Genomic DNA, 25,427 nt, shown 5'->3' on the forward strand with positions numbered 1-25,427 from the left:
CGTACAGGCGACATGTCGCAAGCCGGGCACGGCAGAGATCGTGACAGCCGGCCCGTCAGGACCGAAAGCTTGCCCCGTGCATCTACGACGAGTAAAGCTGCCGGCGCTCGCCACCGCGGGCGCGCTCCTGGTCACGCTGGCGCCATCCGCGACCCACGCAGCCGCCTCACCCGGCGGCGCGACGGTCGCGGACCGGGCGGCCGGCTCCTCGCTCAGCTCCGTCACGCTCGTGACCGGCGACCGTGTCCGGCTGGAGCGCTTCCCCGACGGGCGGCAGGCCGCCACCGTGACGCCACGCGACGGCGCCGAAGGAGGCGGCTTCGAGCAGCTCGAAATCGACGGCGACCTGCACGTCATCCCCACCGACGCGGTGCCCTACGTCGGCTCGGGCGCCGTGGACCGCGACCTGTTCAACATCACGGAACTGGTCGAGCAGGGCTACGGCGACGGGCGCAGCAAGCGGATCCCGCTGATCGTGTCGTACGCGAAGGACGCCCGCAGCGCCGACGCCGCAGAGCTGCCCGGGGTGAAGACCGGCACCGCGCTGCCGAGCCTGAACGCCCGCGCCGTCGAGGCCGGCAAGGACAGGGCCGACCGCCTCTGGGAGGCCGTCGACGACGACCGCAAGAACGCCGGGACGGCGGCCGAGCCGAAGCTCGCCGGCGGCATCGAGCGCATCTGGCTGGACCGCAAGGTCAGCGCCTCGCTCGACCGCAGCGTGGCGCAGATCGGCGCGCCCGAGGTCTGGCAGGGCGGCCACGACGGCAAGGGCGTCAAGGTCGCCGTGCTGGACACCGGCGTCGACGCCGAACACCCGGACCTGGCCGGCAAGGTCGACGAGGCCCGCAACTTCTCCGACAGCCCCACCACCGGCGACGCCTTCGGCCACGGCACGCACGTCGCGGCCACCGTCGCCGGCACCGGCGCCGGCTCCGACGGCTCCCGCAAGGGCGTCGCGCCCGGCGCCCGGCTGCTGGTCGGCAAGGTGCTCGGCGACGACGGCTTCGGCTCCGAGTCGCAGGTGCTCGCCGGCATGGAGTGGGCCGCCAACTCCGGGGCCGACGTGGTCAACATGAGCCTCGGCACCGACGCGGCCACCGACGGCACCGACGCGCTGAGCCTCGGCCTGAACCGGCTGACCGCCGAGACCGGCACCCTCTTCGTCGCCTCGGCCGGCAACAACGGCCCGGGTTCGGCCACCGTCGGCTCACCCGGCGCCGCCGATGCCGCGCTCACCGTGGGCGCCGTCGACCGCGACGAGTCGCTGGCCGGCTTCTCCAGCCGCGGCCCGCGCGTCGGGGACCTCGCCGTGAAGCCCGACATCACCGCGCCCGGCGTGGACATCGTCGCCGCCCGCGCGGCCGGCACCGCCATGGGCACGCCCGTGGACGACCTCTACACGACCGCCTCCGGCACCTCCATGGCCGCGCCGCACGTCGCCGGCGCCGCCGCGCTGATCGCGCAGCGCCACCCCGACTGGACCGCGCAGCAGCTTAAGGACGCGCTGGTCAGCACCGCGCAGCGGCACGACGGCCTGACGGTCTACGAGCAGGGCGGCGGGCGCGTGGACGCCGCCCGTGCCGACGCGCAGCAGGTGTACGCCACCGGCACCCTCGGCTTCGGCGGCGTCGACGAGGGCGGCGAGCCGGTGCGGCGCGAGGTCACGTACACCAACGCCTCCGACGCGCCCGTGACGCTCAAGCTCGCCGCCTCGCTGCGGGCCGCGAACGGCGAGCCGGTCCCGGCCGACGCCGTGGGGCTGCCGGACGGCGACACCGTCGAGATCGCCGCGGGCGGCACCGCGACCGTGCCGGTCACCCTGGACCCGGCGGGGCTGCGCCCCGGCCGCTACGGCGGGTACGTCACCGCCACCGCGGGCGACACCGTCGCGCACACCACCATCGGCGCCGTCCGCGAGGCACCCACCCGCACCGTCACGCTGCGCGGCATCGACCGCTCCGGGCAGCCCGCGTTCGTCAACCCCGTCACGCTCTTCGGCGAGGACGACCGCTACGACGTCGTCACGTACATCCCGAACGGCAGGACGCTGACCGTCGAGGTGCCGGAGGGCGAGTACTTCCTGCACGCGGTGGTCTCCGACAAGATCCCGGGCGGCAGCGTCGACAGCCTCATCGTCGACCCGCAGCTCAAGGTCGACGGCGACCTGGACGTCGTGCTCGACGCCCGCAAGGCCAACGAGGTGAAGATCGAGACCCCGAAGCCGGCGGTGCAGGAAGCCGTCATGAGCTTCTACAGCCACCGCGAGTTCGGCAACCGCAGCATCTCCCACGGGCACATGGAGTACAGCGTCGACGGCCGCAAGCTGTTCGTGACGCCGACCGCCAAGGCCCGCGAGGGCGTCTTCGAGGTCTCCTCCCGCTGGCAGTTGGAGGCCCCGATGCTCACGGGCACCGTCCGCGGGTCCGGGACGCAGGCCCGCGCCGACATCGAGGCCGTACGCCTGATGGGCCGCTCCCCGGCCCTGGACGGCACCCGGCAACTGCCCCTGGTCGACGCCGGCGCGGGCACGGAGGCGGACTTCGCCGCCCTCGCCGACGGCGGCGCCGACCTCGCCCGCTCCGCCGTCCTGGTCGACGGCAAGACCCCGCAGGACGAGAACGCGGTCCGCCGCGCCGCGGCCGCCGGGGCGAAGTACGTCATCGTCGTCTGCCCGGAGGGCTCGCCCGGCTGGAGCGTGTGGCGGCCCGGCGGCGACCGGCTGCCCGCGGTGGGCGCGATGGTCCGGTACGACGTCGGCGAGCGGCTGCGCGCGGCGCTGGCCGGGGGCCAGGCGACCGTCGACCTGCACGGCACGCCCGCCAGCCCGTACATGTACGACGTGATGCAGGTGGCGAAGCAGCAGGTGCCCGAGCGCGTGGTGCACCGGGTGAGCGGCTCGAACACCGCCACCGTCCAGACCAGTTACGGCGACTCCGGCGGCAACCCCTGGACCAAGGAGCAGCGCTTCGGCTGGCGGCCGTGGATGGGGACGGCCATCAACCAGTACCAGCGGCACGTGCCCACCCCGCACGAGCGCACCGAGTACGTGAGCGCCGGCGACACCCTCTGGCGCCACAACGTCCACCACCGCTACACCTTCGACACCTTCAACCCGCTGGCCGGCGGCATGATCCAGGCGGCCCGCAGCTACCGCGCGGGCGAGCGGGTCGAGGAGAGCTGGTTCGCGCCGGTGGTGCGGCCCGCGATCCCGCGCGGCGTGGAGGGTCTGACCTCGTACCGCGAGGGCGACCAGCTCACCATCCGCATCCCGGAGTTCGCCGACTCCCAGGAAGGCCACTACAGCCGCCTGGACGGCGGCGACTGGGACGGCACCCCGGCGGACAAGGCGTCGGCGGCGCTCTACCGCGACGGCGAGAAGCTGGCCGAGGGCCGCACGGCCTGGGGCGCGTTCCCCGCGGGCGGCACCGGCGGGAAGGGCACGTACCGCCTCGACCTCGCGGTGGACAGGACCACCCCGGAGTGGCGCACGGGCGTGAGCACGCGCACCAGTTGGTCGTTCGCGGCCGACCGCCCCGCGGCGGGTGAGCAGGACCTGCTGCCGCTGGTGCAGTTGGACTACGACGTGCCGACCGACGCGCGGGGCGCGGCGCCCGGCGGGCGGCTCGTGCCGCTCGGCATCACGGCGCGGCACCAGGACGGGCTCGACGGGCGGCGCATCAAGGGCATGGAGGTCTCCACCTCCTTCGACGACGGCGCCACCTGGAAGGACGCCGTGGTGATGCCCTGGTGGGACGGCGGTTACCGGGTCTGGCTGCTGCACCCCTCGGTGGGTGACGACGGCGGCTTCGTCTCGCTGCGTGTGAAGGCGTGGGACGACGCCGGCAACAGCGTCGAGCAGACGGTGAAGCGGGCCTACGCGCTGAAGTGACACCCTCCGTCACCGGTGCGGCCGGAGCGATCCGGCCGCACCGGTGCGGGTGCGCGCCCTGCCGGGACGTCGTCCCCCGGCGGGGCGTCCGCGGCGTCCGGGCCCGCGTGTCGTCCGGGCACACCTGTCCTACGGGCGCACCTCGTCGTGCGTCCGCCGTACGGATACGGGTCCCGGGCCCGCGCTCAGCCGGGCACGGCCGTCCTCGCCGCCGTCACGGCAGCCAGTCGCGGCGGGCCGCCTGCCACACCAACTGCGCCCGGGTGTCGGCGCCCACGCGGCCCATCATGTCCCGCAGCCGGCGCTGCACCGTGCGCTGGCTGATGCCGAGCTGCGTCGCGATCGCCTTGTCCGCCAGCCCGGCCACCACCAGCGACAGCAGATAGCGCTCATCCTCCGCGAGCGCGGGCCCGGCCGCCCCTGGGCCTTCGCCGAGCCCGGCCAGCTCGCCCGCTCCGGTGACGTGCAGCGGCGACGCCGCCGCCCACTGGCTCTCGAAGAGCGCGATCAGCGCGTCCAGCAGCGCGCTGCTGCGCACCACCGCCACCGTCGGCTCGCCGAACCTGCTGTCCGCGTTCGGCACCAGCGGGCACAGCGCCAGCGCCCCGTCCGCGATCATCAGCCGCACCGGCAGCGCGCTCGCCGCCCGCGCCGCCTCGCCCGCCCGGACGCCCAGGGCGACGTTGCCCAGCATGCCGGGCTCCTCCAGCAGGGCGCGCTCGTAGACGACGCGGTAGCGCACCCCCTTGGCGAGCATCTCGAACTCCTCGTCGTTGTCCTCCGACGGCATCGCCACGTGCCCCGCCTTGCACAGCGCCAGCACCTCCGTGCGCGAGCCGTACGCGAGGTCCCGTATCTGCTGCCGGATCGCCGTCACGCCCGTGACGACCTCGACGAGTTGCCGCGCGTCGCGGCGCCTGCCGCCCGCCCGGAACTCCTCGGCCAGCTCGGTCACCCCGCGCCTGGCCCGCTCCAGCGCCTCATGCCCGCGCAGCAGCCGCGGCCCGAGCGCCACGTCCGGCGCCACGGGCACGAAGTGCCCCCCGCCGCCCGGGCGTTGCTCCGGGCCGCTGACCAGTCCCTTCTCCTGCAGCGAGGTCAGCAGCGACTCGGTGCGCCGCCGGTCGAGGCCCAACTCCGCGGCCACGGACTCCGCGTCCGCGCCGTGCAGCCCGACCAGCAGCCGGTACACCCGTTCCTCCGTCGGTTCGACGCCTGCCGGCTCCAGCATCGTCTCTCACGCTCCTTCCGCACGGGTCCCCGCCGCCGTACGCCCTGTCTGACCAATAGCCGACATGGCGACAAGTCGCCAACGGAAACCGCTTCCTTGGCGCCGGACGAGCGGGTTACAACCCAAGTCATGCATCGTTCGTCCCGGCGTTACCTGCCCGTCCGCGCCGCCGTGCTCGGCTGCCTCGCCTCGTTGCTGGCCTCCGTGCCTTCTCTAGCCACAGCGCTGCCCGAATCGTCAGTGTCACACCCCGCGGCATTCGCGCCCGCAACCGCCGCCGCTCCAGGGACCTCCGCCGCGGCGCCGTCCGGCCCGGACGCGCGCGCCGCGGCGGCGGCCGAACCGGGCACCGAGATCACCCTCGTGACGGGCGACACCGTCACCCTCGGCCCCGTCGCCGACGGCCGGCCCACCGTCTCCGTGACCCCCGCGGAAGGCGCCGAGGGGAGCACGTCGTTCACGACCCTGTACGAGGGCGGCGACGTCTACGTCATCCCCGACGCCGTGGCCCGGCTGGTGCCCGGCGTCCTGGACATCGAGCTGTTCAACGTCACGGCGCTGGCCGCGATGGACTACGACGACGCCGCCACCGACACCCTCCCGCTGATCGTCCGCGGCCCGCGCCCGCTGGCCGCGCTCGACGAGGCGGCCGGCAGCCGCAGGCTGCCCAGCATCGGCGCCACCGCCGTCGACGTGCCCAAGGACGCCGCCGCCGGCTTCGCCGACCGGCTCACCGCCCCCGCGGGACCGCGGGCCGCGGCCGGGGTGACCAAGGTGTGGCTCGACCGCGAGGTCCGGGCCGCCGAACTCGACTGGAACCTCGGCATGATCGGCGCCCCCGGGGCCTGGGAGAGCGGCCTGAGCGGAGCCGGCGTGGACGTCGCCGTGCTCGACACCGGCATCGACGCCGACCACCCCGACCTGCGCGGACAGATCGCCGCCGCCCGGGACTTCACCGGCAGCGGCTCCACCGGCGACCCGGACGGCCACGGCACGCACGTGGCCTCGATCGTCGGCGGCACCGGCGCGGCGGCGGACGGCGCCCGCCGCGGCGTCGCCCACGGCGCCCGGCTGCTCAACGCCCGGGTGCTGGATGACGAGGGCCGGGGGCAGTCGTCCTGGGTCATCGCGGGCATGGAGTGGGCCACCGAGCAGGGCGCCGAGGTGGCGAACCTCAGCCTCGGCGCGCAGCCGGGGGCGAGCGACGACCCGGTCGCCCTCGCGCTGGACGCCCTGACCGCCGACACCGGCACCCTCTTCGTCGCGGCGGCGGGCAACATGGGCCCGTTCGGCGGCACCATCCAGTCGCCGGGCATCGCGCGCAGCGCGCTGACGGTCGGCGCCGCGGTGGAGAGCGGCAAGACGGCGTTCTACTCCAGCGTCGGGCCGACGCGCGCCACGTTCCGCGCCAAGCCCGACCTGATCGCACCCGGCACCGGCATCACCGGCGCCCGCTCCGGCGGCGGCACGGCGGATCCGTACACGATGATGAACGGCACCTCGCAGGCCGCGCCGCATGTCGCGGGCGCCGCCGCGCTGCTGCTGGAGAAGCACCCCGACTGGAGCTGGGAGCGGGTGAAGACCACGCTCATGACCACCGCGGACGGAGAGGCGGACAAGACGCAGTCCCAGTACGCGGGCGCGGGCATGCTCGACGTGCCCGGCGCCGTCTCCGACACCCTCGAATTCGACCGCGGCAACGTCGACTTCGGCTACCTCCGCTACCCCGGCGGCAGCGAGCCGCGCACCGTCGAGTTCTCCGTCACCAACAACGGCACCGAACCCGAGCGCCTGGACCTCTCCGACAACTCCCGCGACGTCTACGGCGACGATGCCCCCGACGGCCTCCTGACCGTCAGCCCGGCCCAGGTCACCGTGGCGCCGGGGGAGAAGGAGACGATCACGGCCAGGCTCGACCCCGGCGCGGCGCCGCCGCGCGTCTACGCCGGCGGGGTCGTGGTGGAGCGCGACGGCCGCGACACCGTCACGCTGCCGTTCAACGCCTACCTCGAAGCGCCCCGGCACGACATCCGGCTGACCGTGCTCGACCGCAACGGCGAGCCCTGGGCCGGCGGCACCGTGTGGCTCGCGAACATGGACGACTACCGCCCCGTCAGCGGCGGCGGCTCCCAGTCCGTGCACCTGGACGAGAACGGCCAGGGCACCGCCCGGCTGCTGCCCGGGTCGCTCAGCGTGATGGCGAAGGTCGAGACCCCGGCGCGCGACGGCTCCCCGGCCACGGTCGCCTTCGCCGGCTCGCCCGAGGTCATGCTCGACCGGGACATGGAGTACACCATCGACGCGCGCAAGGCGAAGCAACTGCGGCCCGCGCGGGTCGCGGGCGCGCAGACCGAGGTCGAGCACGTCTCCATCCACTACCAGCGCGGTGACGCCAAGCGGGGCGCGGGCATCGGCGACGGCATCTACGCCGGCGGCGAGGAGGTCACCGAGGGCCGGGTGTTCCTGCAGCCGACCGGCGGGGTCAAGAGCGGCACCGTGGCGTTCGAGACCCGCTGGCGGCTGGACGCGACGGGCCCGGCGCACGGCCGGCAGGCGGACGCGTACGAGCTGGTGCTCGGCGGCGAGAAGGTCGCCGACCCGCCCGTCTACGACGTCTCCCACGCCGAGGTCCGCGACCTCGCCAGGATGACGTCCGACTACCGCTCGCTGGGCGGCGGCGCCGACACGTACGCCGAGACGCGCTTCGCCTACTCCGACCGGATCCACGCCGCCTACGGGATCAGCGAACCGCTGGACGTGCCGCGGCGCAGGACCGAACTGGTCACCGCGGGACCGGAGGTGCGCTGGCAGCACTGCGTGCGCGCGCCGTCCGCGGGCGGCTTCTCGGTGTGCGGGCCGACGGCGGCGTACGAGCGCGGGGAGCGGGGCGCACCCGTGTGGTTCCGCGGACTGGCACCGGCCGTGGTCGCCGGCAACCACTACGACGGCAGCCTCAACGTGCCCGTCGACCTCAGCGACGGCGAGCACAACGGGCAGGAACCGACCGGCGTGTTCGGCGAGCAGAGCCTGCGGCTGTACCGCGACGGCACCGAGGTGCAGCCGCGCCAGCCGGGCAGCGCGTACTTCGACGTGCCGTCCGAGCCAGCGACGTACCGCCTGGAGCACACGGCGCGCCCGGACACCGCGCGGCTGCCGCTCGGCAGCCGCACGGAGACCAGTTGGACCTTCCCGTCCCGCGGGCCCGCGCCCGGCGGGCCGGCCGTCAAGCCGCGGCTGCTCACGGTCGACCACCGGCCGCCGACCAGCGACGACGGCACGCTGCGCGCCGGTGTCCCGCTGATGATGGGGGCCCGGCTGGTGTCCTCCGAGAGCCGGAGCGACTTGCGCGAGGAGAAGGGCACACTGCGGATGTGGGTGTCCACCGACTCCGGCGACCGCTGGCACCGCATGCTGGTCGTACCCATGACGGACGGCTCCGTGCTGGCCACGGCGCCCGGGGTGCGGCCGCGCGCGGGTGACTCCGTCTCCGTACGCGTCGAGGGCTCGGCCGCCGAAGGGAGGACCGTCGACCAGACCATCGTCGACGCCTACCCGGTGCGCTGAGGCGCACCCGGGGCGACGACGGTGACGGGGGCCGCTGCGTGACCGGCGGGCGCAGCGGCCCCCGATCCCGCCGAGGCGATCCGCAGCGCCTCCACCAGGTCGCGGTAGAGCACGTCGGCGGCGAGCAGTTCGTCATGCGTGCCGCGGGCGCGGATCCGGCCGGACTCCATCACCACGATGGTGTCCGCGTCGATCACGGTCGACAGCCGGTGGGCGATCGTGACGACGGCGCCGTTCCGCGCCCGGGTGCGTATGCACTCGTGGACCGCGGCCTCGGTGAGCGCGTCGAGCTGGGCCGTGGCCTCGTCCAGCAGCAGCACGTCGGGGTCGCGCAGCAGCGCGCGGGCCAGCGCGATGCGCTGGCGCTCGCCGCGGGAGACGGCGGTGGCGGACAGCTCGGTGTCAAGACCGTCGTCGAGGCCGTCGACCTTCTCGGCCAGCCGCACGTCGCGCAGCACGCGGCGCAGGTCCTCCTCCCCGGCGTCGGGGCGGGAGAACAGCAGGTTGTCCCGGATGGTGCCCGGGACGACCGGGGTGTCCTGCTCCACGTACGCCAGCCGGGAGCGGATCGCGGCGTGGCTCAGCGCGCGGTACGGCCGCCCGTCCAGCGCCAGTTCGCCCTCCTGGGGCTCCAGGAAGCGCAGGATCAGTGACAGGAGCGTCGTCTGCCGGCGCCCGACGGGCCGACGATGGCGAGGTGCCCGCGGCGCTGCACGGCGAGGTCGATGCCGCGTACCGCGGGGTCGAGGCCCGGCCCGTACGCGGCGGTGACGCCCCGCAGTTCGAGCACGGCACCGCCGCCGAACCCGCCGTGCGCCGAGCCGCCCGCCCGCATCGGGGACGCGAGGCCGAGGGCGGAGCCGGCCAGGGCCAGCAGCAATCCGAGCGCCAGCACCCGCCGGTGGGGCCTGGCGAACGACCAGAGGATGCGCACGCTTTCCGGAACGCTCATGCCCAGCAATAGAACACTGGTGTTCCATTCTCGTCAAGCGAGTTCCATTCTGGGGGTGGCGGTACGGTATGGGCATGGACACCGCAGTGAGCAGCACCGGCGCGCGGGCCAGGACACGGCGCGCCATCCTCGACGCCGGCACCGCCGTGCTCGCCAAGAACCCGACGGCCTCGCTTGCCGACGTGGCGGCGGCGGCGGGCGTCGGGCGCACCACGGTGCACCGCTACTTCGCCGAGCGCTCCGACCTGGTCGCCGCCATCGGCACGGACGTCCTCGACAAGATCGCCGCCGCGACCGACCGCGCCCGCCCCGACGACGGCCCCGCGCTCACCGCGCTGGAGCGGATCTGCCAGGAGTACTTCGAGCTGGGCGAGAGCCTGACGATCGCCTTCGACGACTCGCTGGCCGGGACGTGGAACTGGGACGACTGGGACGAGGAGACGGAGGCGGACCAGGCGCTGGCCAGGCTCGTCGACCGGGGCCGCGAAGAAGGCACGCTGGACGGCCGGCTGGACACCGACTGGATCGTCCAGCTCGTCTGGTCGCTGCTGTACGTCGCGTGGCAGCGCCAGCGCGGCGGTGACACCAAGCACAACGCGCTCAGCCTGTGCCTCTACACGCTGCGGAAGTCCGTGGGCGTGCCCTCCTAGCCTCCGTCAGAGGTCCGATCAATTCGCGTCGGGCGGGCGGATCTTCGCTCCGTGGGGTGTCGCAGACGGCCATCGATCTGGTAAATATGCAGATCGTGCTACGTGTATAGGTGCGCTGCGACTGACGGGCTCGCGCCCGGCTGGGCAATCGTCGGATGACAGGAGGCCATTTCAGGATGAAGGACTTCGACGGGCTCAAGGCCGTGGTGACCGGCGGGGCTTCGGGGATCGGGCTGGCCACCGCGCGGCTGCTCGCCGAGCGCGGCGCCCAGGTCGCCGTCCTCGACCTCCACCCCGGCGACGTACCCCAACCCCTGCGCGGCTACCGCGCGGACGTCTCCGACGACGACTCCGTCACCGCCGCGGTCAGCGACGCGGCCGGCGCCCTGCGCGGCATCGACGTCCTGGTGAACAACGCCGGCATCGGCGCCGCCGGCACCGTCGAGGACAACGACGACGCCGAGTGGCACCGGGTGCTGGACGTCAACCTGCTGGGCGTCGTACGCACCACCCGCGCCGCCCTGCGCCACCTGCGCCGCTCCGCGCACCCCGCGATCGTCAACACCTGCTCCGTCGCCGCCACCGCCGGCCTCCCGCAGCGCGCGCTGTACTCCGCCACCAAGGGCGCGGTGCAGTCCCTGACGCTGGCGATGGCCGCCGACCACGTACGCGAGGGCATCCGGGTCAACTGCGTGAACCCCGGCACGGCGGACACCCCGTGGGTGAGCCGGCTCCTGGACCAGGCCCCCGACCCCGCCGCGGAACGCACCGCGCTCCACGCCCGCCAGCCCATGGGCCGCCTGGTCACCGCCGACGAAGTCGCCGCCGCCATCGCCTACCTGGCGAGCCCCGCCGCGGCGTCCGTCACCGGCACCGCCCTGGCCGTCGACGGCGGCATGCAGGGCCTGCGCCTGCGCGCACCGGAGCCCGGCAAATGAGGATCGCGCTGCGCACGCAGGTCCGCGCCGACCGCATCGAGGAGTACGAGGCCGCCCACCGCGAGGTCCCCGAGGAGCTGACGGCGGCCATCCGCGGCGCCGGCGCGACCTCCTGGACCATCTGGCGCAGCGGCACCGACCTCTTCCACGTCATCGAGTGCGAGGACTACGCCCGCCTCCTCGCCGAGCTGGAACACCTTCCGGTGAACGTCGCCTGGCAGGCCCGCATGGCCGAACTCCTGGACGTGGTCCACGACTACACCGACGAGGGCACCAGCGCGGGCCTGCCCGTCGTCTGGGAACTCTGAGCCCTCCCGCACCAGCGCACAGCGGACCCGGCCGCACCGCGGACTCAGCCGCGCCGCAAGGCGCGGCTGAGTCCGTCCGGCCCTCCTCCCCGGGTCCGCTCTCAGGCGGTCGCCTCCTCGATGGCGTCCGGCGTCGTCGTCCACTCCACGCCGCCCCCCACCGGGACCAGCCAGGCCATCCGGGGGCCGGCGACCTGGCGTAGGACGGGCGTCGACCACACCGTGTGGGTCTCGGGTTCGGGGCAGATGGCGCGGAGCACGCCGGTGCGTCCGGAGGAACGGTCCAGCACCAGCTTGCCCAGCAACGGATGGCGTTCGTGCCCCAGGCCGAGGCCCAGTCTGCTGCTCACGATGCGCTCCTCGGAGGTCGTACGCGGTCGAGGATGTGCCCCCTCCCGGCGGTGGTCGGCCGCCGGGGTCCCTGGAGTCGCCAACTGCCGTGCGACCGGACCGCGGTGGGGGCGTGAGCGCGGTCGGCGTGGTCGGCAGGTCCCTTCACTATGGCTGTCGGCAACAGCAGTCCGCAAGCATCGCCCTGATAATTTCAGAATGTGTGCGGACCCCCCTGTCACCGTCATGCCGTCCGTGGCACACTCCCGGGGTAGCAGCGCCGGGAGGTCAGGACGTGAGCGAAACACGCTCGGGAGGCGGCAGCGCCCCGACCGTGCTCCGCATGGTCCTGGGCAAACGGCTGCGGCACCTGCGGGAGCAGGCGAAGGTCAGCTTCGACCGGGCCGCGGAGGCCATCGACGTCACGCCGTTGACCGTGCGGCGGATGGAGAAGGCGGAAGTCGGCCTGCGCATCCCGTACGTGCGCGAGCTGCTGCGCCTCTACGGCGTCGGCGGCGCCGAGACCGACGATTTCCTCCGGATGGCCAAGGAGGCCAACCAGCCAGGGTGGTGGTACAAGTACCGCAACGTGCTTCCCGACTGGTTCCGGGCGTACGTGAGCCTGGAGACCGACGCCACCGTCATCCGCATCTACGAGCCGCACTACGTCCCCGGGCTGCTGCAGACCGCGGACTACGCCAGGACTCTCTTCCGCGTCGGCTTCCCCAACGATTCGGACGAGGACGTCGAGCGGCGGGTGACCCTGCGGACGACCCGCGCCGACCTGCTGACCGCCCCCAGGGCGCCCGCGATGTGGGCCGTGCTGGAGGAGTCGGTGCTGCGCCGGCCCGTCGGCGGTCCCGAGGTGATGCGGGCCCAGATAGACCGGCTGATCGAAGCCATCGAGCTGCCGAACGTGAAGATGCAGATCATGCCCTTCTCGGCCGGGCCGCACCCGGGCGCGTTCGGCCCGTTCCACTACTTCCGCTTCGGCTTCACCGAACTGCCCGACATCGTCTACACGGAGAACCTGACCGGCGCGGTCTACGTCGACCAGCCCGAGGACGTCGTCGGGTATCTGGAAACACTCGACCGGATGGCCGTCCAGGCCGATCCGCTGGACCGGACCAGGTCACGCCTGGTGGAGATGCGTAAGGAGTACTGACCATGCGAGCCGACCCCCCCACCTTCCGCAGCGGTATCCCGGCTACCGAACTCGGCACCGAGGGCTGGCAGAAGCCCTGGAGCGGCACCAACGGCGGGAGCTGCGTCGAGGCCAAGCGCCTGCCCGACGGCAGCGTCGCGCTCCGCCAGTCCACCGACCCGACAGGACCGGCCCTCGTCTACACCAGGGAAGAGATGGTCGCCTTCCTCCAGGGCGCCAAGGACGGCCAGGCCGACTACCTCGTCGACTGACGTACCGGTCGCCACCCGTCGGCCGCGGGCGCGGATCGCGGGCGGGGGCACCGTGCCTCCGCCCCGATCCGCCCCGATCCGCCCCGCGGAAACCGGCAGAACACCCCCCGCACAACCGCAAAGTGACAGTACGTTTGCCGGCAGCGAAGCGCGCGCTGCAGGCAGGAGATACCCGATGGCAGAAGGCCGGTCCATCCCCCGCAGGGGGCGCTCTCCAAGATCGACACCACCGTGCCGCACTCGGCCCGGATCTGGAACTACCTCCGTCCGCGCCCGCAGCAGCCGCACGATCACCAGGTAGCGGTCCGTCTTGCCGAGCCCGTCGAAGGGTGGCTGCAGGGCCGGCGCGGCGTGATCTTCTGCAGGAAGTGGGCGTCGTCGTACCGGCGGCGCAGTCCGGTGATCCAGCCGTAGCAGAGCACGACGTCGTCGACCTCGGCCATCGTGACGGAGGCGATCCCCGACCCCTTCTTGGCGACCTTGAGCCACATCCCGGACTGCGCCGTCGGGGGAGTCCGCGTCGGACTCGGGGGTCTCGCTACCGGGGGATGTCATCTCGTTTCGTCCTTTCGCCGCCGGTACGGCCGCCGTACGTCGCGCCGGCGATCTCCGGGCGGGCCGCGGAGGCGGATGTCACAGGCCGCGGTTAGCGTGGGGGCATGACGACGCACGACGAGAAGCCGGCGCTGCGGCCCGCCCGTCCCGGGGACGCGGCGGCGGTGGCGCGCCTCTGGGAGAGCGCATGGCGGGACGCGCACCTGGGGCATGTCTCGGACGCCCTGGTGGCGATGCGCACGCCGGAGTCGTTCGCGGCCCGGGCGGCGGCGCGGGTGCCGGAGACGGCGGTCGCGGAAGTCGGCGGTGAGATCGCCGGGTTCGTGACCGTCGGAGGGGACGAGGTGGAGCAGCTCTTCGTCGCGGCGGAGCACCGCGGCACGGGCGTCGCCGCGCTGCTGCTCGCGGAGGGGGAGCGGCGGGCGGCCGCGCGGGGCCACGAGCGGGTGTGGCTGGCGGTCGTGACGGGCAATGCGCGGGCGCGCCGGTTCTACGCCCGGCAGGGCTGGACGGACGAGGGGCCGTTCGACTACCAGGCGGAGGGCGAGGACGGCCCGGTGACGGTGCCCTGCCACCGGTACGCGAAGCCGGCGACCGGCGGGGGGAGACGCGGGGCGTAACGGCTGCGGAGCGTACGACCCCGGGCTGCCCGGCGTCCGCCCCCGGGCGGACGCCTGCCCGCGGGGTTCCGGGCTGCTTTCCGCCTGACGAGAGCGGGCCGGTCGCAGTCGCACTCTGCGCGGGTGGGCTCTTCGTGAGGTTAAGGGGCATTCGGTGCCCGGTGTCGGACTTGGCCGCACCGGTTCTGCCGGGCGGGGTGCCCCTGTCCGGCATGCCGGACAGGGGGCATGTACGGAGGGCTGGATGGTGGCTGGTGGTCCAGACCTTGCGTTGCTAGTCGGCAACATTCGTCGGTTGATTACACAGACGGCCCTCCTGTCGCTACGATCCCCTCGACCCCATCACGAACGTCCGCAGGAAAGCCGCGCACCAGTACCACGCACCTCTCGCGTGCGCGTGCCCGAGGTTTCGATGAACATCGCATGGCAGTCGCCGCGGTGCGTCCGCTTAGCAGGTACGCCCCGCTCCCTGTCGCCCGGCCCCGGCCGCAGCGTGCCCCGCCGCGTACAGCGCGGGGGGTGGTGATGGCCCGTGGTTCCGGGCGGGGCGGGGAGTTCCGGCCCGTCTACCATCTCGCCGGGCTCGACGACGACTTAAGGGCCGTCGTCGACGACCTGCGCGTCGGCCGCTGGATGTCCATGCGCGCGCTGCTGGGCAGGACCGGTGCCGACTGGGCGGCGCGGACCGCGCGGTCGCAGGTGCTCGGGGTGGTGGCCGCCAAGTCGGCGGTGGTGCAGATCTGGCTGGACGAGGAGCCGGAGAGCGCCGACGCGCGGATGATGCTGGCCCGGGTCGCCGTCGGGCGGGCCGTGCAGGCGCACCGGCAGCGGCATCCCAGCGCCGGGCAGTTGGAGGAGGACGCGCGGCAGGCGTGCCGGGAGGCGGCGCTGCTGCATCCCGGGGATCCCGTGCCGTGGGTGTGCCTCCTGGCGCTGGCCACGGTCGACGCACGGCAGCAGCGGCCCGAGCACCGGGTGGCGCCGCCGGAGAACCTGCTGCCGTACGGGCCGTGGGGGCTGCTCGACGAGGTGGTCAAGCGGGATCGGTACAACCGCGAGGCGTACCACCGCGTGCTGCAGATCTGTTCGGCCTCCGGCGGCTCCCAGGCGTATGCGATGGACTTCGCCCGCTGGGTCGGCTCCTGGGCCCCGCTCGCCTCCCCCCTCCTCGTGCTGCCGCTCTTCGCCCACGCCGAGCACTACCACTTCGAGCGCCGCCGCGGCCGCGGCGACGCGCTCGTGCACCGGCAGTGGTCCCGCGAGGACATCCTGCGCGACACGCGGCGCGCCCTCGACGGCTGGTTCGACGTCACCAACGCCGACGTGCGCTCCGTGCTGGACCTCAACCACCTGGCCCACGCGCTCAGCGCCGCCCGCGAGTTCACCGAGGCCGCCCGGGTCTTCACCGGCCTCGGCCCGTACGCCACCCTCCTGCCCTGGGCCTACGTGACCGAGGACCCCGACCGGCAGGACCTGGCGGAGGCCGAGTTCTTACGCGCCCGCTCGACGGCCCTCGGCAGCGGGTGACCCGGTACGTCCGTCCCCTTTGTCCTGTCATGCCCCTGCCAGTCCCCATCGGAGGTCACTCCATGTCACAAGCGCCGGTCAGCACCGCCGGCACGTCCCGGCGCAAGGACGACGACGCCCATCTCCGCGACCTCGGCTACGAGCCGGAACTCGCGCGGCGGATGGGCCCGTTCGGCAACTTCGCCATCTCCTTCTCGGTCATCTCGATCCTCTCCGGCTGTATGACGCTGTACGGCTTCGGGCTCAGCACCGGCGGCCCGGCCGTCATGATGTGGGGCTGGGTGGCCGTCGGCCTCTTCGTGCTCTGCGTCGGCATGGGCCTGGCCGAGGTGACCAGCGCGTACCCCACCTCCGGCGCGCTCTACTACATGGCCCACCAGCTCGGCGGCCCCCGCTGGGGCTGGTACACCGGCTGGCTCAACCTGCTCGGCCTGCTCGGCGCCATCGCCGGCATCGACTACGGCTGCGCCCTGTTCATCGGCGCGTTCCTCAACCTCCAGTGGGGCTTCGAGCCCACCGCGGAGAAGACGCTGCTGATCTTCGCGGTCATCCTGGTGCTGCACATGACGCTGAACCTGCTGCGGGTGCGCGTCGTCAGCATCCTCAACTCCATCAGCGTCTGGTGGCACCTGGCCGGCGTCGCCATCATCGTCGGCGTCCTGATCGTCGTCCCCGACCACCACCAGTCGGCCGGCTTCGTCTTCGGCGAGTTCAACAACGACACCGGCTGGAACAACCCGTTCTACGTCACCGCCATCGGCCTGCTCCTCGCCCAGTACACCTTCTCCGGCTACGACGCCTCCGCGCATCTCTCCGAGGAGACCACCCAGGCGCAGGTCAGCTCCGCCAAGGGCATCGTCCGGGCGATCTGGGTCTCCTGGGTCGCCGGCTTCGTGCTGCTGGCCGGGCTGACCTTCGCCATCCAGGACTACGTCGGCACCCAGGAGTCCGGCACCGGCGTGCCACCCGCGCAGATCTTCATCGACGCCATCGGCGAAGGCGGCGCCAAAGCCCTGCTGCTCATCGTCATCTGCGCGCAGCTCTTCTGCGGCAACGCCGAGACCGCCGCCACCGCGCGGATGGTCTTCGCCTTCTCCCGCGACGGCGCGCTGCCCGGCTCGAAGATGTGGCGCCGCGTCTCGCCGCGCACCGGCGTGCCCACCCGGGCGGTCATGCTGTCGGTGGCCGTCGCGTTCTGCCTGGCGCTGCCGTCGCTGTACTCGGAGACCGCGTACGGCGCGGTCACCGCCATCAACGTCATCGGCATCACCCCCGCCTACGCCATCCCCATCTATCTCCGGCTGCGCGCGAAGGACCGCTTCGTGCCAGGACCGTGGAACCTGGGCAAGTGGAGTTCGCTGATCGGCTGGGTCGCGGTGTGCTGGGTGGCCGTGATCACGGTGGTCTTCTGTCTGCCGCAGGAATCGCCCGTCGACGTGAACAGCTTCAACTACGCCTCGGTGGCCCTGGCCGCCGTGCTGCTGCTGGCCACCGTCTCGTGGTGGGCGGCCGGCCGGCGCTCGTACAAGACACCCGTCTACACCGCCGACCCCGAGATGGCAGAGCTCGGCAAGGACCTGGTGTGACGCCGCGCCGGGCCGCCGCGCGAGGGACCGGCGGCGGCCCGGCGCACCGTCCCGACCGCCAACGACCAGCGCTCCGTGAGGTCCGATGTCCGCAACCACCCACCCCGCCCACGCCGGGCGCCCCATGCGCCTGCGTACGCTCCTTCGCATCCTGGCCGCGGTCGTCACGGCGGCGCTCGCGGCCCTCGCCGCGGTCGGCGCCGTCCGGGAGCTGAACCGGGCCGGGGCCGTGCAGGACTACGCCGACACCCTCGACCGGCTCCAGCAGCCGTCGTTCGCGCTCGTCACCGAGTTGCAGGCCGAGCGCCGGATGACCGCGCTGCACTGGGCCCGCGGCCCGGTCAACGCCGCCCAGCTCGGCAACCAGCAGGCCCTGACCGACGAGGCCGCCTTCGCGCTGGGCGAGCTGGCCGACGAGGCCCCCGACACCGCCGTCCGCCCGCCGCTCGAAGCCGCCCTGCGGGGCGTCGCCGGCCTCGCCGGGGTACGGGAGCGCGCCGCCGAGCGCTCCGGGGACCGGGACGAGGCCCTGGAGGCGTACACCCGCGCCATCGAGCAGACCATCGCCGTGCACATCCGTGTGCGCGCCCACAACGGCACCCTCGCCCAGGGCTCCCGCCCGCTGACCGCCCTGCTCCAGGCCGGCGAGTCACTGGCGCTCCAGGACACCCTGCTGGCGGGCGCGAAGGACGGCCGGCTGACCGCGGCGGACCACGCCCGCTTCGTCCAAGCCGTCGGCGTGCAGCGGTTCGCGTACGGGACGCTGGCCGGCCCGCTGCTGCCCGACGACGAGAAGGACCGCTACGACGCCGTCACCGACTCGAAGGAATGGGCGGAGAAGACCCGGATCGAGGACGCGGTGCTCGGCGTGAGCCGGGAATCCGGCAGCCCCGTGACGCTGCCCGTCGCGACCGCCGGGTGGCAGGAGACGTACGAGCACCTCGGCCCGGGCCTCGCGGGCCTGGCCGCCGCCCGGATCCAGGCGCTGGCCGACGACGCGGAGGACCGGGCCGGCGAGCTGCGCATGACGGCGTACGCCATCGCGGCCGGCGGCGTCCTGCTGGTCGCGATCGTGCTCGGCACCGTGCTCTGGATCAGCCGCACCATCGTGCGCCGGGCCGAGGAGGTGCGCTCCAGCGCCCTGGCCGTCGCCCGCCGGCAGTTGCCGCAGATGATCGTCAGGCTCCAGCGCGGCGAGGACGTCGACCTGTCGGCGCTGCCCGCACAGGTCGCCGCCGCCGACGAGTTCGGCGAGATCTCCAACGTCGTCGCCCGGCTCGCGGAGGAGGTGGTCGAGGCGGCGCGGGTGGTGCACGAGGAGCGGTTCGGCTTCGAGAAGTTCGCCGAGGGCGTCACCATGCGGTCCGTCACCCTCATCTTCGCCGTGCTGCGCACGCTGGACGAACTGCAGCACCGCTACGCCGACACCGACCCCGCGCTGCTGTCCGAGCTGTACGAGCTCGACCACCTCACCGTGCGGGTGCGCCGCCAGTTGGAGAACCTGCTGGTGCTCTCCGGCGGCGCGGTCACCAACCCGCACACCGAGCCCGTGCACATCGCCAACCTGATCGTCGACGCCGCCGGCGAGTCCCGCGGCTTCGCCCAGGTCACCAAGGAGTTCCAGGCCGAGGCGTGGGTGGTGCCTGAGGTGGCGGGGGAGCTGACCCACCTGATCGCCGAGCTGATCGAGAACGCCACCACCTACTCGCCCAGCGGCTACGAGGTCTTCGTCCGCGCCACCCACACCGCCACCGGCGTCGCCATCGAAGTGGAGGACAAGGGGCGGGCGCCGGAGAGCTGGTACTTCGAGGCGCTCAACGGGCGGCTGCTGGACGTGCCGCCGTACGCGGTGCTCGCCAAGTCCTCCGACCAGCTCGGCCTGTTCGTGGTCGGGCAGTTGGCGCAGCGCCACGGGGTACGGGTCACGCTCCAGCAGGGCCGCTTCGGCGGCGTGCTGGCGGTCGTGCTGGTGCCGTCCGCGCTGCTGACCGGCGCGCCGGAGCAGTTGGCGGACCGCACCCCGGTACGCAAGCCGCTGCCGGGGCGCTCCGGGCCGCGGCCCGCGAAGCGGCGCGAGCCGACGGCGGCCGGTCTGGTACGCCGCGAGCCGGCGCGCGCCGGCGGGCCCCCCGGTCCGGTACGCCCCATCGACCCGGCGCCCGGGCTGGCACCGGCCCGCCCCGCGGACGACGGCGCGCCGCCCCCGGAACGGCACCGCCCCCCGGCCCCGGCGGCACCCGCCGAGCCCGAGCCCGTGACCGCGGCCGCGCCCGCCCCGGCGGCGCCCGCCGTCCCCGAGCACGTACGCGCCGAGGAACCCCTGCCCGTGCGCCCCAAGAAGCCCCACCCGGAGCCGGCCGCCGAGCCGGCCCCCCGACCGGAACCGCTACCCGTGCCCGAACCGACCGAGGAGCTGCCTGTCACCGCCACCCCCCAGACCGCGACCGAGCCGCCCCCCGGGGCCGAGCCGGCGCCCGCGCCCCCCGCCGCCCGCGCCGGCGGGCTGCCCCAGCGCGTACCCGGCACCAGCATGGCCGGCCAACTGCGCGACGGCAGGCGCCGGCCCGCCACCGCCATGGACCGACGCCCGCTCGACAGCATCGAGTCGGCGTTCACCCAGCTTCAGGAAGCCCTGACCGACCCGGAGGAAGACAGCGACCGATGAGCAGCCTCAGGCACGTGAAGAACGTCATCCCCGCGAGCCCGGAGGACGCGGCCGTCTTCGACAACCTCCGCAACAATCTGCAACTCGTGCCGGACCTCACCGGCTTCGTGCTGCTCGCCGACGACGGCCTCGCCCTCTGCGGCTACGGCCTGGACTGGACCCGCGAGGACGTCCAGACCATCGCCGCCGCCTGCTCCGGCCTCGCCAGCCTCGCAGACGGGCTGTCGATGCCGGTCGACGGCGGGTCCGTCCTGCATCTGAACATCACCATGGAGCACAGCCACCTCATCCTCACCGCCTGCGGCAACGGCAGCACCCTGGTCGTCTACACCTCGGGCCCCGAGTCCATCGGCCTCGCCATGCGCGAGACCGTCCGCGTCGCCCGCGCCTTCAATCACCAGCTCGGCGTCGGGGCCCGCAGGGCTCGTATCCGGTAATGAGCGCGCCACGGGGAACGCGCAGGACACGGACGTTCGCGCTCACCGGATCGCGCACCGACCGGGCGCCCGGTGAGCAGTTCACCATGCACTCCACGGTCCGCGCCGCCGTGCCGCCCGACGACGCGCGCAGCATTCCGGAGGAGTGGCAGACGATCCTGCGGCTGTGCGCGGGGCCCGGCATCGCCGTGGCCGAGCTGGCGGCCCGGATCGAGATGCGGCTGACGCCCGCCGCCGTCCTCCTGGCCCAACTGCTGGAACAGGGGCTCATCGAGCACAGACCGCCGATGAGCGATCCGGACGCCATGAACATCGACTTCCTCCGACGAATCAGGAGCGGCCTTGAGCGAGCCTGACACCGAGGCCCCGGACGCCGTCTGGGACGCCTACCTCCCGCCCGTGAAGATCCTCGTGGCCGGCGGGTTCGGGGTGGGCAAGACCACGGCGGTCGGCGCCGTCAGCGAGATCACGCCGCTGCGCACGGAGGAGCGGCTGAGCGCGGCCGGGGTGGGCGTGGACGACCTGTCCGGCATCGAGCAGAAGTCGGCCACCACCGTGGCCATGGACTTCGGCCGGATCACCCTGGACGTGGCGGTGCTGATGCTGTTCGGCACCCCGGGCCAGGAGCGGTTCTGGTTCATGTGGGACGACCTGCTGCGCGGCGCGCTCGGCGCGGTGGTGCTCGTCGACACCCGGCGGCTGGACCGCTCGTTCGCCGCCGTGGACTTCTTCGAGAGCCGCGACCTGCCGTTCGTCGTGGCCGCCAACTGCTTCCACGGCGAGCAGGACTACGATCCGGAGGAGATCCGCGACGCGCTCACCCTGAAGGAGCCCACCACCCCGATCGTCCTGTTCGACGCCCGCGAGCGCGAGTCGGTACGCGGCGTACTGCTCGCCCTGATGGACCATCTGATCGCGGCCGCGGAACCCGCCCACGCCCGGTGACCACAAGGAGGCCCGCCCCGCCATGACGACCGTGCTCGCCATCGACCAGGGCACCTCCGGCACCAAGGCCCTCGTCGTCGACCCGGAGGCGCAGGACCGCGGCAACGGCAGCGGCGTGGTCGCCGTCGCCGAGGTGCCGGTGACGCCCGACTACCTGCCGGGCGGCGGGGTGGAGCAGGACCCGGCGGAGTTGCTGGCCTCGGTGCTGGCCGCCGGGCGGCAGGCCGTGGCCGCCGCGGGCCGGCCGGTGGACGCGGTGGCGCTCGCCAACCAGGGCGAGACCGTGCTCGCCTGGGACCGCACCACAGGCAAGCCGCTGTCGCGGGCGGTGAGCTGGCAGGACTCCAGGTCGCAGCGGCAGTGCGACGCGCGCGCGGACGCCGCCGAGTGGGTCGCCCGGCGCACCGGGCTGGTGCTCAACCCGTACTTCTCCGCCCCGAAGATGGCCTGGCTGCGGGAGAACGGCGTCCGCGGGGGCGTCGTCACCACCACCGACACCTGGCTGCTGCACCACCTCACCGGCGCGTACGTCACCGACGCGGCCACCGCCAGCCGCTCGCTGCTGCTCGACCTCGACGCCGTCGACTGGGACCCCGGGCTGGTCGCCCTCTTCGGTCTCGATCCCGCCGAGCTGCCGCGGATCACGGCCTGCGACGAGGTGGCCGGCACCACCGCCGCCTTCGGCGCCGAGGTGCCGGTCGCCGGGCTCGTCGTGGACCAGCAGGCGGCGCTGTTCGGCGAGGGCTGTCTGACCGCGGGCACCGCCAAGTGCACGTACGGGACAGGGGCGTTCCTGCTCGCCAACACCGGAGAGGCCGCGGTGCGCTCCGGCTCCGGGCTGACCACCTCGGTCGCCTGGCGGGCCCGCGGCGCCACCCCGTACTGCGTGGACGGCCAGGTGTACACGGCGGCCTCGGCGGTGCGCTGGCTGACCGAGCTGGGCCTGGTCGGCTCGGCGGCGGAGCTGGACGAGGTGGCGGCGGCGGATGCCGAGGGGGTGGTGTGCGTGCCGTCGTTCGCGGGGCTCGCCGCGCCCTGGTGGCGCTCGGAGGCCACCGCGTCGTTCGCCGGGCTGACGCTGGCCAGCCGCCGCGAGCACCTGGTGCTCGCCGTGCTGCAGGGCGTCGCCGCCCAGGTCGCGGAGGTCACCGGGCTGGTCGCCGCCGACCTCGGCGGCCCGCTCACCCGGCTGCGGGTGGACGGCGGGCTGACCCGCAGCCGCACTTTGATGCAGGCGCAGGCCGACCTCTCGCAGGTGCCCGTCGACGTCTACCCCTCGCCGCACGCCACCGCGCTCGGCGCGGCGGCGCTGGCCCGGATGGCGCTGGAGCCGGAGCTGCCGGCCGCGGACGCGGTGCCGCGGTGGACGCCGGGCAGGACGTACGAGCCGCGCTGGCCGCGGGCGCGCGCGGAGGAGTTCCTGGAGCGCTGGCGTACGGCCGCGGGCGCGGCGCTGCCGCGGCAGGACGCGCAGGACTCCGCACGGACACAGGCCGCACAGCCGGACGCGGGGCCGGGGGACGGCGCGCCGCCGGAGGAGGCCAGCGGCTGAGACGCCGGCGGCCGGCGACGTCTACCGCCCGCCGCCGAGCCGCAGTTCGGCGACCACCCCCGCGTGGTCCGACGGCCAGAACCCCGTCGGCGCCGAGCGGTCCGCCTCCCGGTCGCCGACCACATCCGCCGCGACCGCCCGCACGCCGTCCGGTTCGAACAGCACGTGGTCGATGCGGTGGGAGAGTTCGTCCCCGGCCAGGAGCGACCCGCTCTGCCCCGCCGTCCAGCCGCCCTCCGGGTCGCCGCCCGCCGAGGTCCAGGCGTCCGCGTAGCCGGCCCCGGCGAGGATCCCGTAGGCGCCGGAGGCGTCGCCGGGGCGGGAGTTGAAGTCGCCGGTCAGGACGACGGGGTGCGGCGAGCCGGCGAGCGCGGCGGCCAGCTCGCGGGCCTGGGCTGCGCGCACGTCGGGGGTGCCGAACGCCTCCAGGTGGGTGGTGGCGAAGCGGAACGTCCCGCCGCGCACCGTGACGTCCACGGACGACCAGCCGCGCGGCACCTCGAAGGAGAGGCCGGGGATCCGGGAGGGCAGGGTGGCCTTCGCGCCGTACGCCGCGGAGGCGGCGCGCGACGTACGCGGCCGGGAGGCGGGCGGCCCGTCGCGTACGACGATCACGTCCCGGTCGGTGAACCGCGCCTCCTCGGTGGCCGAGACGGGCATCCGGCCGGTGAAGTTGTCGTTAGCGGCGACGGCCCGGTACGGGGTGCCGCGGGCGGCCAGCTCGTCGAGCAGCAGCCGCAGGAAGTCGTAGCGGACCGTCAGTTCGCCGCCCGCGGGACCCCTCTCCCAGCGGGCCACCTCCTGGAGCCCCACGACCTCGGGCGCGCGCGCCGCGAGCAGGTCGGCGAGGGCCGCCGCGCGCTCGCGGAAGTCCGTCGCCTCCATCGCCGCGTACAACTCGCCCGCGCGCGTGACCAGCTCCGCCCGGCTTCCCGCGTCGAACAGGGGCTTCAAGTCGGCGCCGAGGTAGACGTTGTACGTCGCGACGCCCACCGCGCGCGCCCCGCGCCCGCCGCCGTCCTCGCGCGTCTGCCCGCCCTCCCGCGCCCGCTCCGTCCCCGGCGCCTCGTGCTCCCGCCCGCCGTCCGGCTCCGACCCCTGCCGGCCGGGGGCACCGCACCCGGCCCCCAGCGCCGTGACCACCGCCGCCAGCAGCACCAGATCGGCCAGCTTCCCGCCGCGCCGTACGCTCCCCATCGCTCCGCCTCTCCCGCGCACCGCCGGCCACCGGGACCGTACGCGCACACCGCATCCCAGCATCCGGGACACCCCCGGGCAAGCATGGTCATGTCCCGACCACGGCCTCTTTACGTGATCGTCCGTCTTGTTTAACGTCACGTCTTCAGCCTCGGCAGCACCACCAACACCACGAGAGCGAAGGTCAATTGTGAAGCTCGTGAGATCCCTGCTGCGGGCGGCGCCCGTCCTCGCGGCCCTGACGGCCGCGGGCATCCTCGCCGGCGCGTCCGCCGCCCAGGCCGCGCCCGCCGGGCCCGACGTCATCGCCCACCGCGGCTCCTCCGGCGTGGCGCCCGAGAACACCGCGGCGGCGACCCGGCTGGCGGTCCGCCAGGACGCCGACTTCGTCGAGATCGACGTGCAGCGCACCAAGGACGGCAAGCTCGTCAACTTCCACGACTGCACCATGGAGCGGACCACCGACATCGAGGAGGTCTACCCGGGCCGGCCGAGCTACCGCGTCGCCGACTTCACCTGGGCCGAACTGAGCCGCCTGGACGCCGGTTCCTGGTTCTCGGCGAAGTACGCCGGCGAGCCGATCATCACCGTCGACCGCGTCATCGAGCTCGTCGACCGGAAGTCCGGCCTGCTCGCCGAGATCAGCCCGTGCGGGCACTACGACGCCAGCCTGCCCGCCGACCTGGCCGAGCTGCTGCAGGCCAAGCCGAGCTACGTGCAGCGTGCGCTGGCGAACGGCCAACTGGCCGTCCAGTCCTTCGAGCTGGACGACGCGCAGGGCTTCAAGAACCTGATGCCCGAGGTGCCCATCGGCTTCCTCGACGCCGACCGCCCCACCGAGGCCGAGCTGGTCGCCCTGAGCGAGTGGGCGGACCAGGTCAACCCGCAGTACACCGTCACCGACCAGGCCCTGGTCGACCGCGTCCACGAGCTGGGCATGGACATCAACGTCTGGACCGTCGACGAGCCCGGCGCGATGCGCAGGATGGCCGGTCTCGGCGTCGACGGCATCATCACCGACTACCCGCAGTCCCTCACGTAGGGGCGTAGGGGAGGCGAGGCGGC

General features: G+C 73.9%; 22 protein-coding genes. 16 read left to right on the forward strand and 6 right to left on the reverse strand.

The window, feature by feature from the left end; genetic code table 11:
* Nucleotides 1-76 precede the first annotated feature (76 nt).
* A complete protein-coding gene (locus OG946_RS33595; RefSeq protein WP_326799710.1) occupies nt 77-3,889 on the forward strand; it encodes a S8 family serine peptidase in 3,813 nt (1,270 codons plus the stop codon).
* A 214-nt stretch (nt 3,890-4,103) separates the two neighbouring features.
* Here the strand turns inward: OG946_RS33595 and OG946_RS33600 are convergent, their stop codons facing one another.
* Nucleotides 4,104-5,120: a helix-turn-helix domain-containing protein gene (locus OG946_RS33600; RefSeq protein WP_326799711.1), complete on the reverse strand. Its 1,017-nt coding sequence runs from the start codon at nt 5,118-5,120 to the stop codon at nt 4,104-4,106.
* A gap of 363 nt (nt 5,121-5,483) precedes the next feature.
* Between OG946_RS33600 and OG946_RS33605 the strand changes: the two genes are divergently transcribed.
* Nucleotides 5,484-8,684 carry a S8 family serine peptidase gene (locus OG946_RS33605; RefSeq protein ID WP_326799712.1) on the forward strand — a complete coding sequence of 1,067 codons (3,201 nt, stop codon included), beginning with the start codon at nt 5,484-5,486 and terminating at the stop codon, nt 8,682-8,684.
* On the opposite strand, the gene OG946_RS33610 is transcribed toward OG946_RS33605, so the two are convergent.
* Complete coding sequence (locus OG946_RS33610; protein WP_326800443.1) at nt 8,669-9,340, reverse strand: ABC transporter ATP-binding protein; 672 nt, start codon at nt 9,338-9,340, stop codon at nt 8,669-8,671. The genes OG946_RS33605 and OG946_RS33610 overlap by 16 nt on opposite strands.
* Nucleotides 9,331-9,636: a hypothetical protein gene (locus tag OG946_RS33615; protein ID WP_326800486.1), complete on the reverse strand. Its 306-nt coding sequence runs from the start codon at nt 9,634-9,636 to the stop codon at nt 9,331-9,333. Before OG946_RS33615 ends, OG946_RS33610 begins: the two co-directional genes overlap by 10 nt.
* A 74-nt stretch (nt 9,637-9,710) precedes the next feature.
* Here OG946_RS33615 and OG946_RS33620 point away from each other — a divergent pair, with 74 nt between their 5' ends.
* The 3 genes from OG946_RS33620 (at nt 9,711) to OG946_RS33630 (ending at nt 11,532) form a co-directional block, all read left to right on the forward strand.
* Nucleotides 9,711-10,286 (forward strand): TetR/AcrR family transcriptional regulator, encoded by a 576-nt coding sequence (locus OG946_RS33620; protein WP_326799713.1) that lies wholly within the window; start codon nt 9,711-9,713, stop codon nt 10,284-10,286.
* A gap of 176 nt (nt 10,287-10,462) precedes the next feature.
* Nucleotides 10,463-11,224, forward strand: coding sequence for an SDR family NAD(P)-dependent oxidoreductase (locus OG946_RS33625; RefSeq protein WP_326799714.1), 762 nt, complete (start codon nt 10,463-10,465; stop codon nt 11,222-11,224).
* Nucleotides 11,221-11,532, forward strand: a complete 312-nt coding sequence (locus tag OG946_RS33630) for an L-rhamnose mutarotase (RefSeq protein WP_326799715.1) — start codon at nt 11,221-11,223, stop codon at nt 11,530-11,532. Before OG946_RS33625 ends, OG946_RS33630 begins: the two co-directional genes overlap by 4 nt.
* A gap of 101 nt (nt 11,533-11,633) precedes the next feature.
* On the opposite strand, the gene OG946_RS33635 is transcribed toward OG946_RS33630, so the two are convergent.
* A complete protein-coding gene (locus tag OG946_RS33635; protein ID WP_326799716.1) occupies nt 11,634-11,882 on the reverse strand; it encodes a hypothetical protein in 249 nt (82 codons plus the stop codon).
* Nucleotides 11,883-12,205: 323 nt separating this feature from the next.
* Between OG946_RS33635 and OG946_RS33640 the strand changes: the two genes are divergently transcribed.
* Together OG946_RS33640 and OG946_RS33645 are read left to right on the forward strand one after the other, a co-directional pair.
* Nucleotides 12,206-13,027, forward strand: a complete 822-nt coding sequence (locus OG946_RS33640) for a helix-turn-helix domain-containing protein (protein WP_326800444.1) — start codon at nt 12,206-12,208, stop codon at nt 13,025-13,027.
* A 2-nt stretch (nt 13,028-13,029) separates the two neighbouring features.
* Nucleotides 13,030-13,278 carry a DUF397 domain-containing protein gene (locus tag OG946_RS33645; RefSeq protein ID WP_326799717.1) on the forward strand — a complete coding sequence of 83 codons (249 nt, stop codon included), beginning with the start codon at nt 13,030-13,032 and terminating at the stop codon, nt 13,276-13,278.
* A 290-nt stretch (nt 13,279-13,568) separates the two neighbouring features.
* Here the strand turns inward: OG946_RS33645 and OG946_RS33650 are convergent, their stop codons facing one another.
* Nucleotides 13,569-13,769: a YdeI/OmpD-associated family protein gene (locus tag OG946_RS33650; protein WP_326799718.1), complete on the reverse strand. Its 201-nt coding sequence runs from the start codon at nt 13,767-13,769 to the stop codon at nt 13,569-13,571.
* Between the two features lie 168 nt (nt 13,770-13,937).
* On the opposite strand from OG946_RS33650, the gene OG946_RS33655 reads away from it, so the two are divergent.
* The 8 genes from OG946_RS33655 (at nt 13,938) to OG946_RS33690 (ending at nt 23,165) form a co-directional block, all read left to right on the forward strand.
* Nucleotides 13,938-14,453: a GNAT family N-acetyltransferase gene (locus tag OG946_RS33655; RefSeq protein WP_326799719.1), complete on the forward strand. Its 516-nt coding sequence runs from the start codon at nt 13,938-13,940 to the stop codon at nt 14,451-14,453.
* A 525-nt stretch (nt 14,454-14,978) separates the two neighbouring features.
* Nucleotides 14,979-15,980, forward strand: coding sequence for a hypothetical protein (locus OG946_RS33660; RefSeq protein WP_326799720.1), 1,002 nt, complete (start codon nt 14,979-14,981; stop codon nt 15,978-15,980).
* Nucleotides 15,981-16,042: 62 nt separating this feature from the next.
* Entirely contained in the window at nt 16,043-17,566 is a 1,524-nt protein-coding gene (locus OG946_RS33665) for an amino acid permease (RefSeq protein WP_326799721.1), read from the forward strand.
* A gap of 85 nt (nt 17,567-17,651) precedes the next feature.
* Nucleotides 17,652-20,231, forward strand: a complete 2,580-nt coding sequence (locus OG946_RS33670) for a nitrate- and nitrite sensing domain-containing protein (protein WP_326799722.1) — start codon at nt 17,652-17,654, stop codon at nt 20,229-20,231.
* A complete protein-coding gene (locus tag OG946_RS33675) occupies nt 20,228-20,668 on the forward strand; it encodes a roadblock/LC7 domain-containing protein (protein WP_326799723.1) in 441 nt (146 codons plus the stop codon). Before OG946_RS33670 ends, OG946_RS33675 begins: the two co-directional genes overlap by 4 nt.
* Entirely contained in the window at nt 20,668-21,024 is a 357-nt protein-coding gene (locus tag OG946_RS33680; protein WP_047019231.1) for a DUF742 domain-containing protein, read from the forward strand. The genes OG946_RS33675 and OG946_RS33680 overlap by 1 nt, the downstream gene beginning before the upstream one ends.
* On the forward strand, nt 21,011-21,613 hold the full coding sequence (locus OG946_RS33685; protein WP_125938328.1) for a GTP-binding protein: 603 nt from the start codon (nt 21,011-21,013) through the stop codon (nt 21,611-21,613). Before OG946_RS33680 ends, OG946_RS33685 begins: the two co-directional genes overlap by 14 nt.
* A 22-nt stretch (nt 21,614-21,635) precedes the next feature.
* A complete protein-coding gene (locus OG946_RS33690) occupies nt 21,636-23,165 on the forward strand; it encodes an FGGY family carbohydrate kinase (RefSeq protein WP_326799724.1) in 1,530 nt (509 codons plus the stop codon).
* Nucleotides 23,166-23,186: 21 nt separating this feature from the next.
* Here OG946_RS33690 and OG946_RS33695 read toward each other — a convergent pair whose 3' ends face one another.
* Entirely contained in the window at nt 23,187-24,362 is a 1,176-nt protein-coding gene (locus tag OG946_RS33695; RefSeq protein ID WP_326799725.1) for an endonuclease/exonuclease/phosphatase family protein, read from the reverse strand.
* Nucleotides 24,363-24,552: 190 nt separating this feature from the next.
* Here OG946_RS33695 and OG946_RS33700 point away from each other — a divergent pair, with 190 nt between their 5' ends.
* A complete protein-coding gene (locus OG946_RS33700; RefSeq protein ID WP_326799726.1) occupies nt 24,553-25,404 on the forward strand; it encodes a glycerophosphodiester phosphodiesterase in 852 nt (283 codons plus the stop codon).
* The last annotated feature ends 23 nt before the right edge of the window (nt 25,405-25,427 follow it).

Source organism: Streptomyces sp. NBC_01808 (genome assembly GCF_035917395.1).
Classification (GTDB): Bacteria; Actinomycetota; Actinomycetes; order Streptomycetales; family Streptomycetaceae; genus Streptomyces.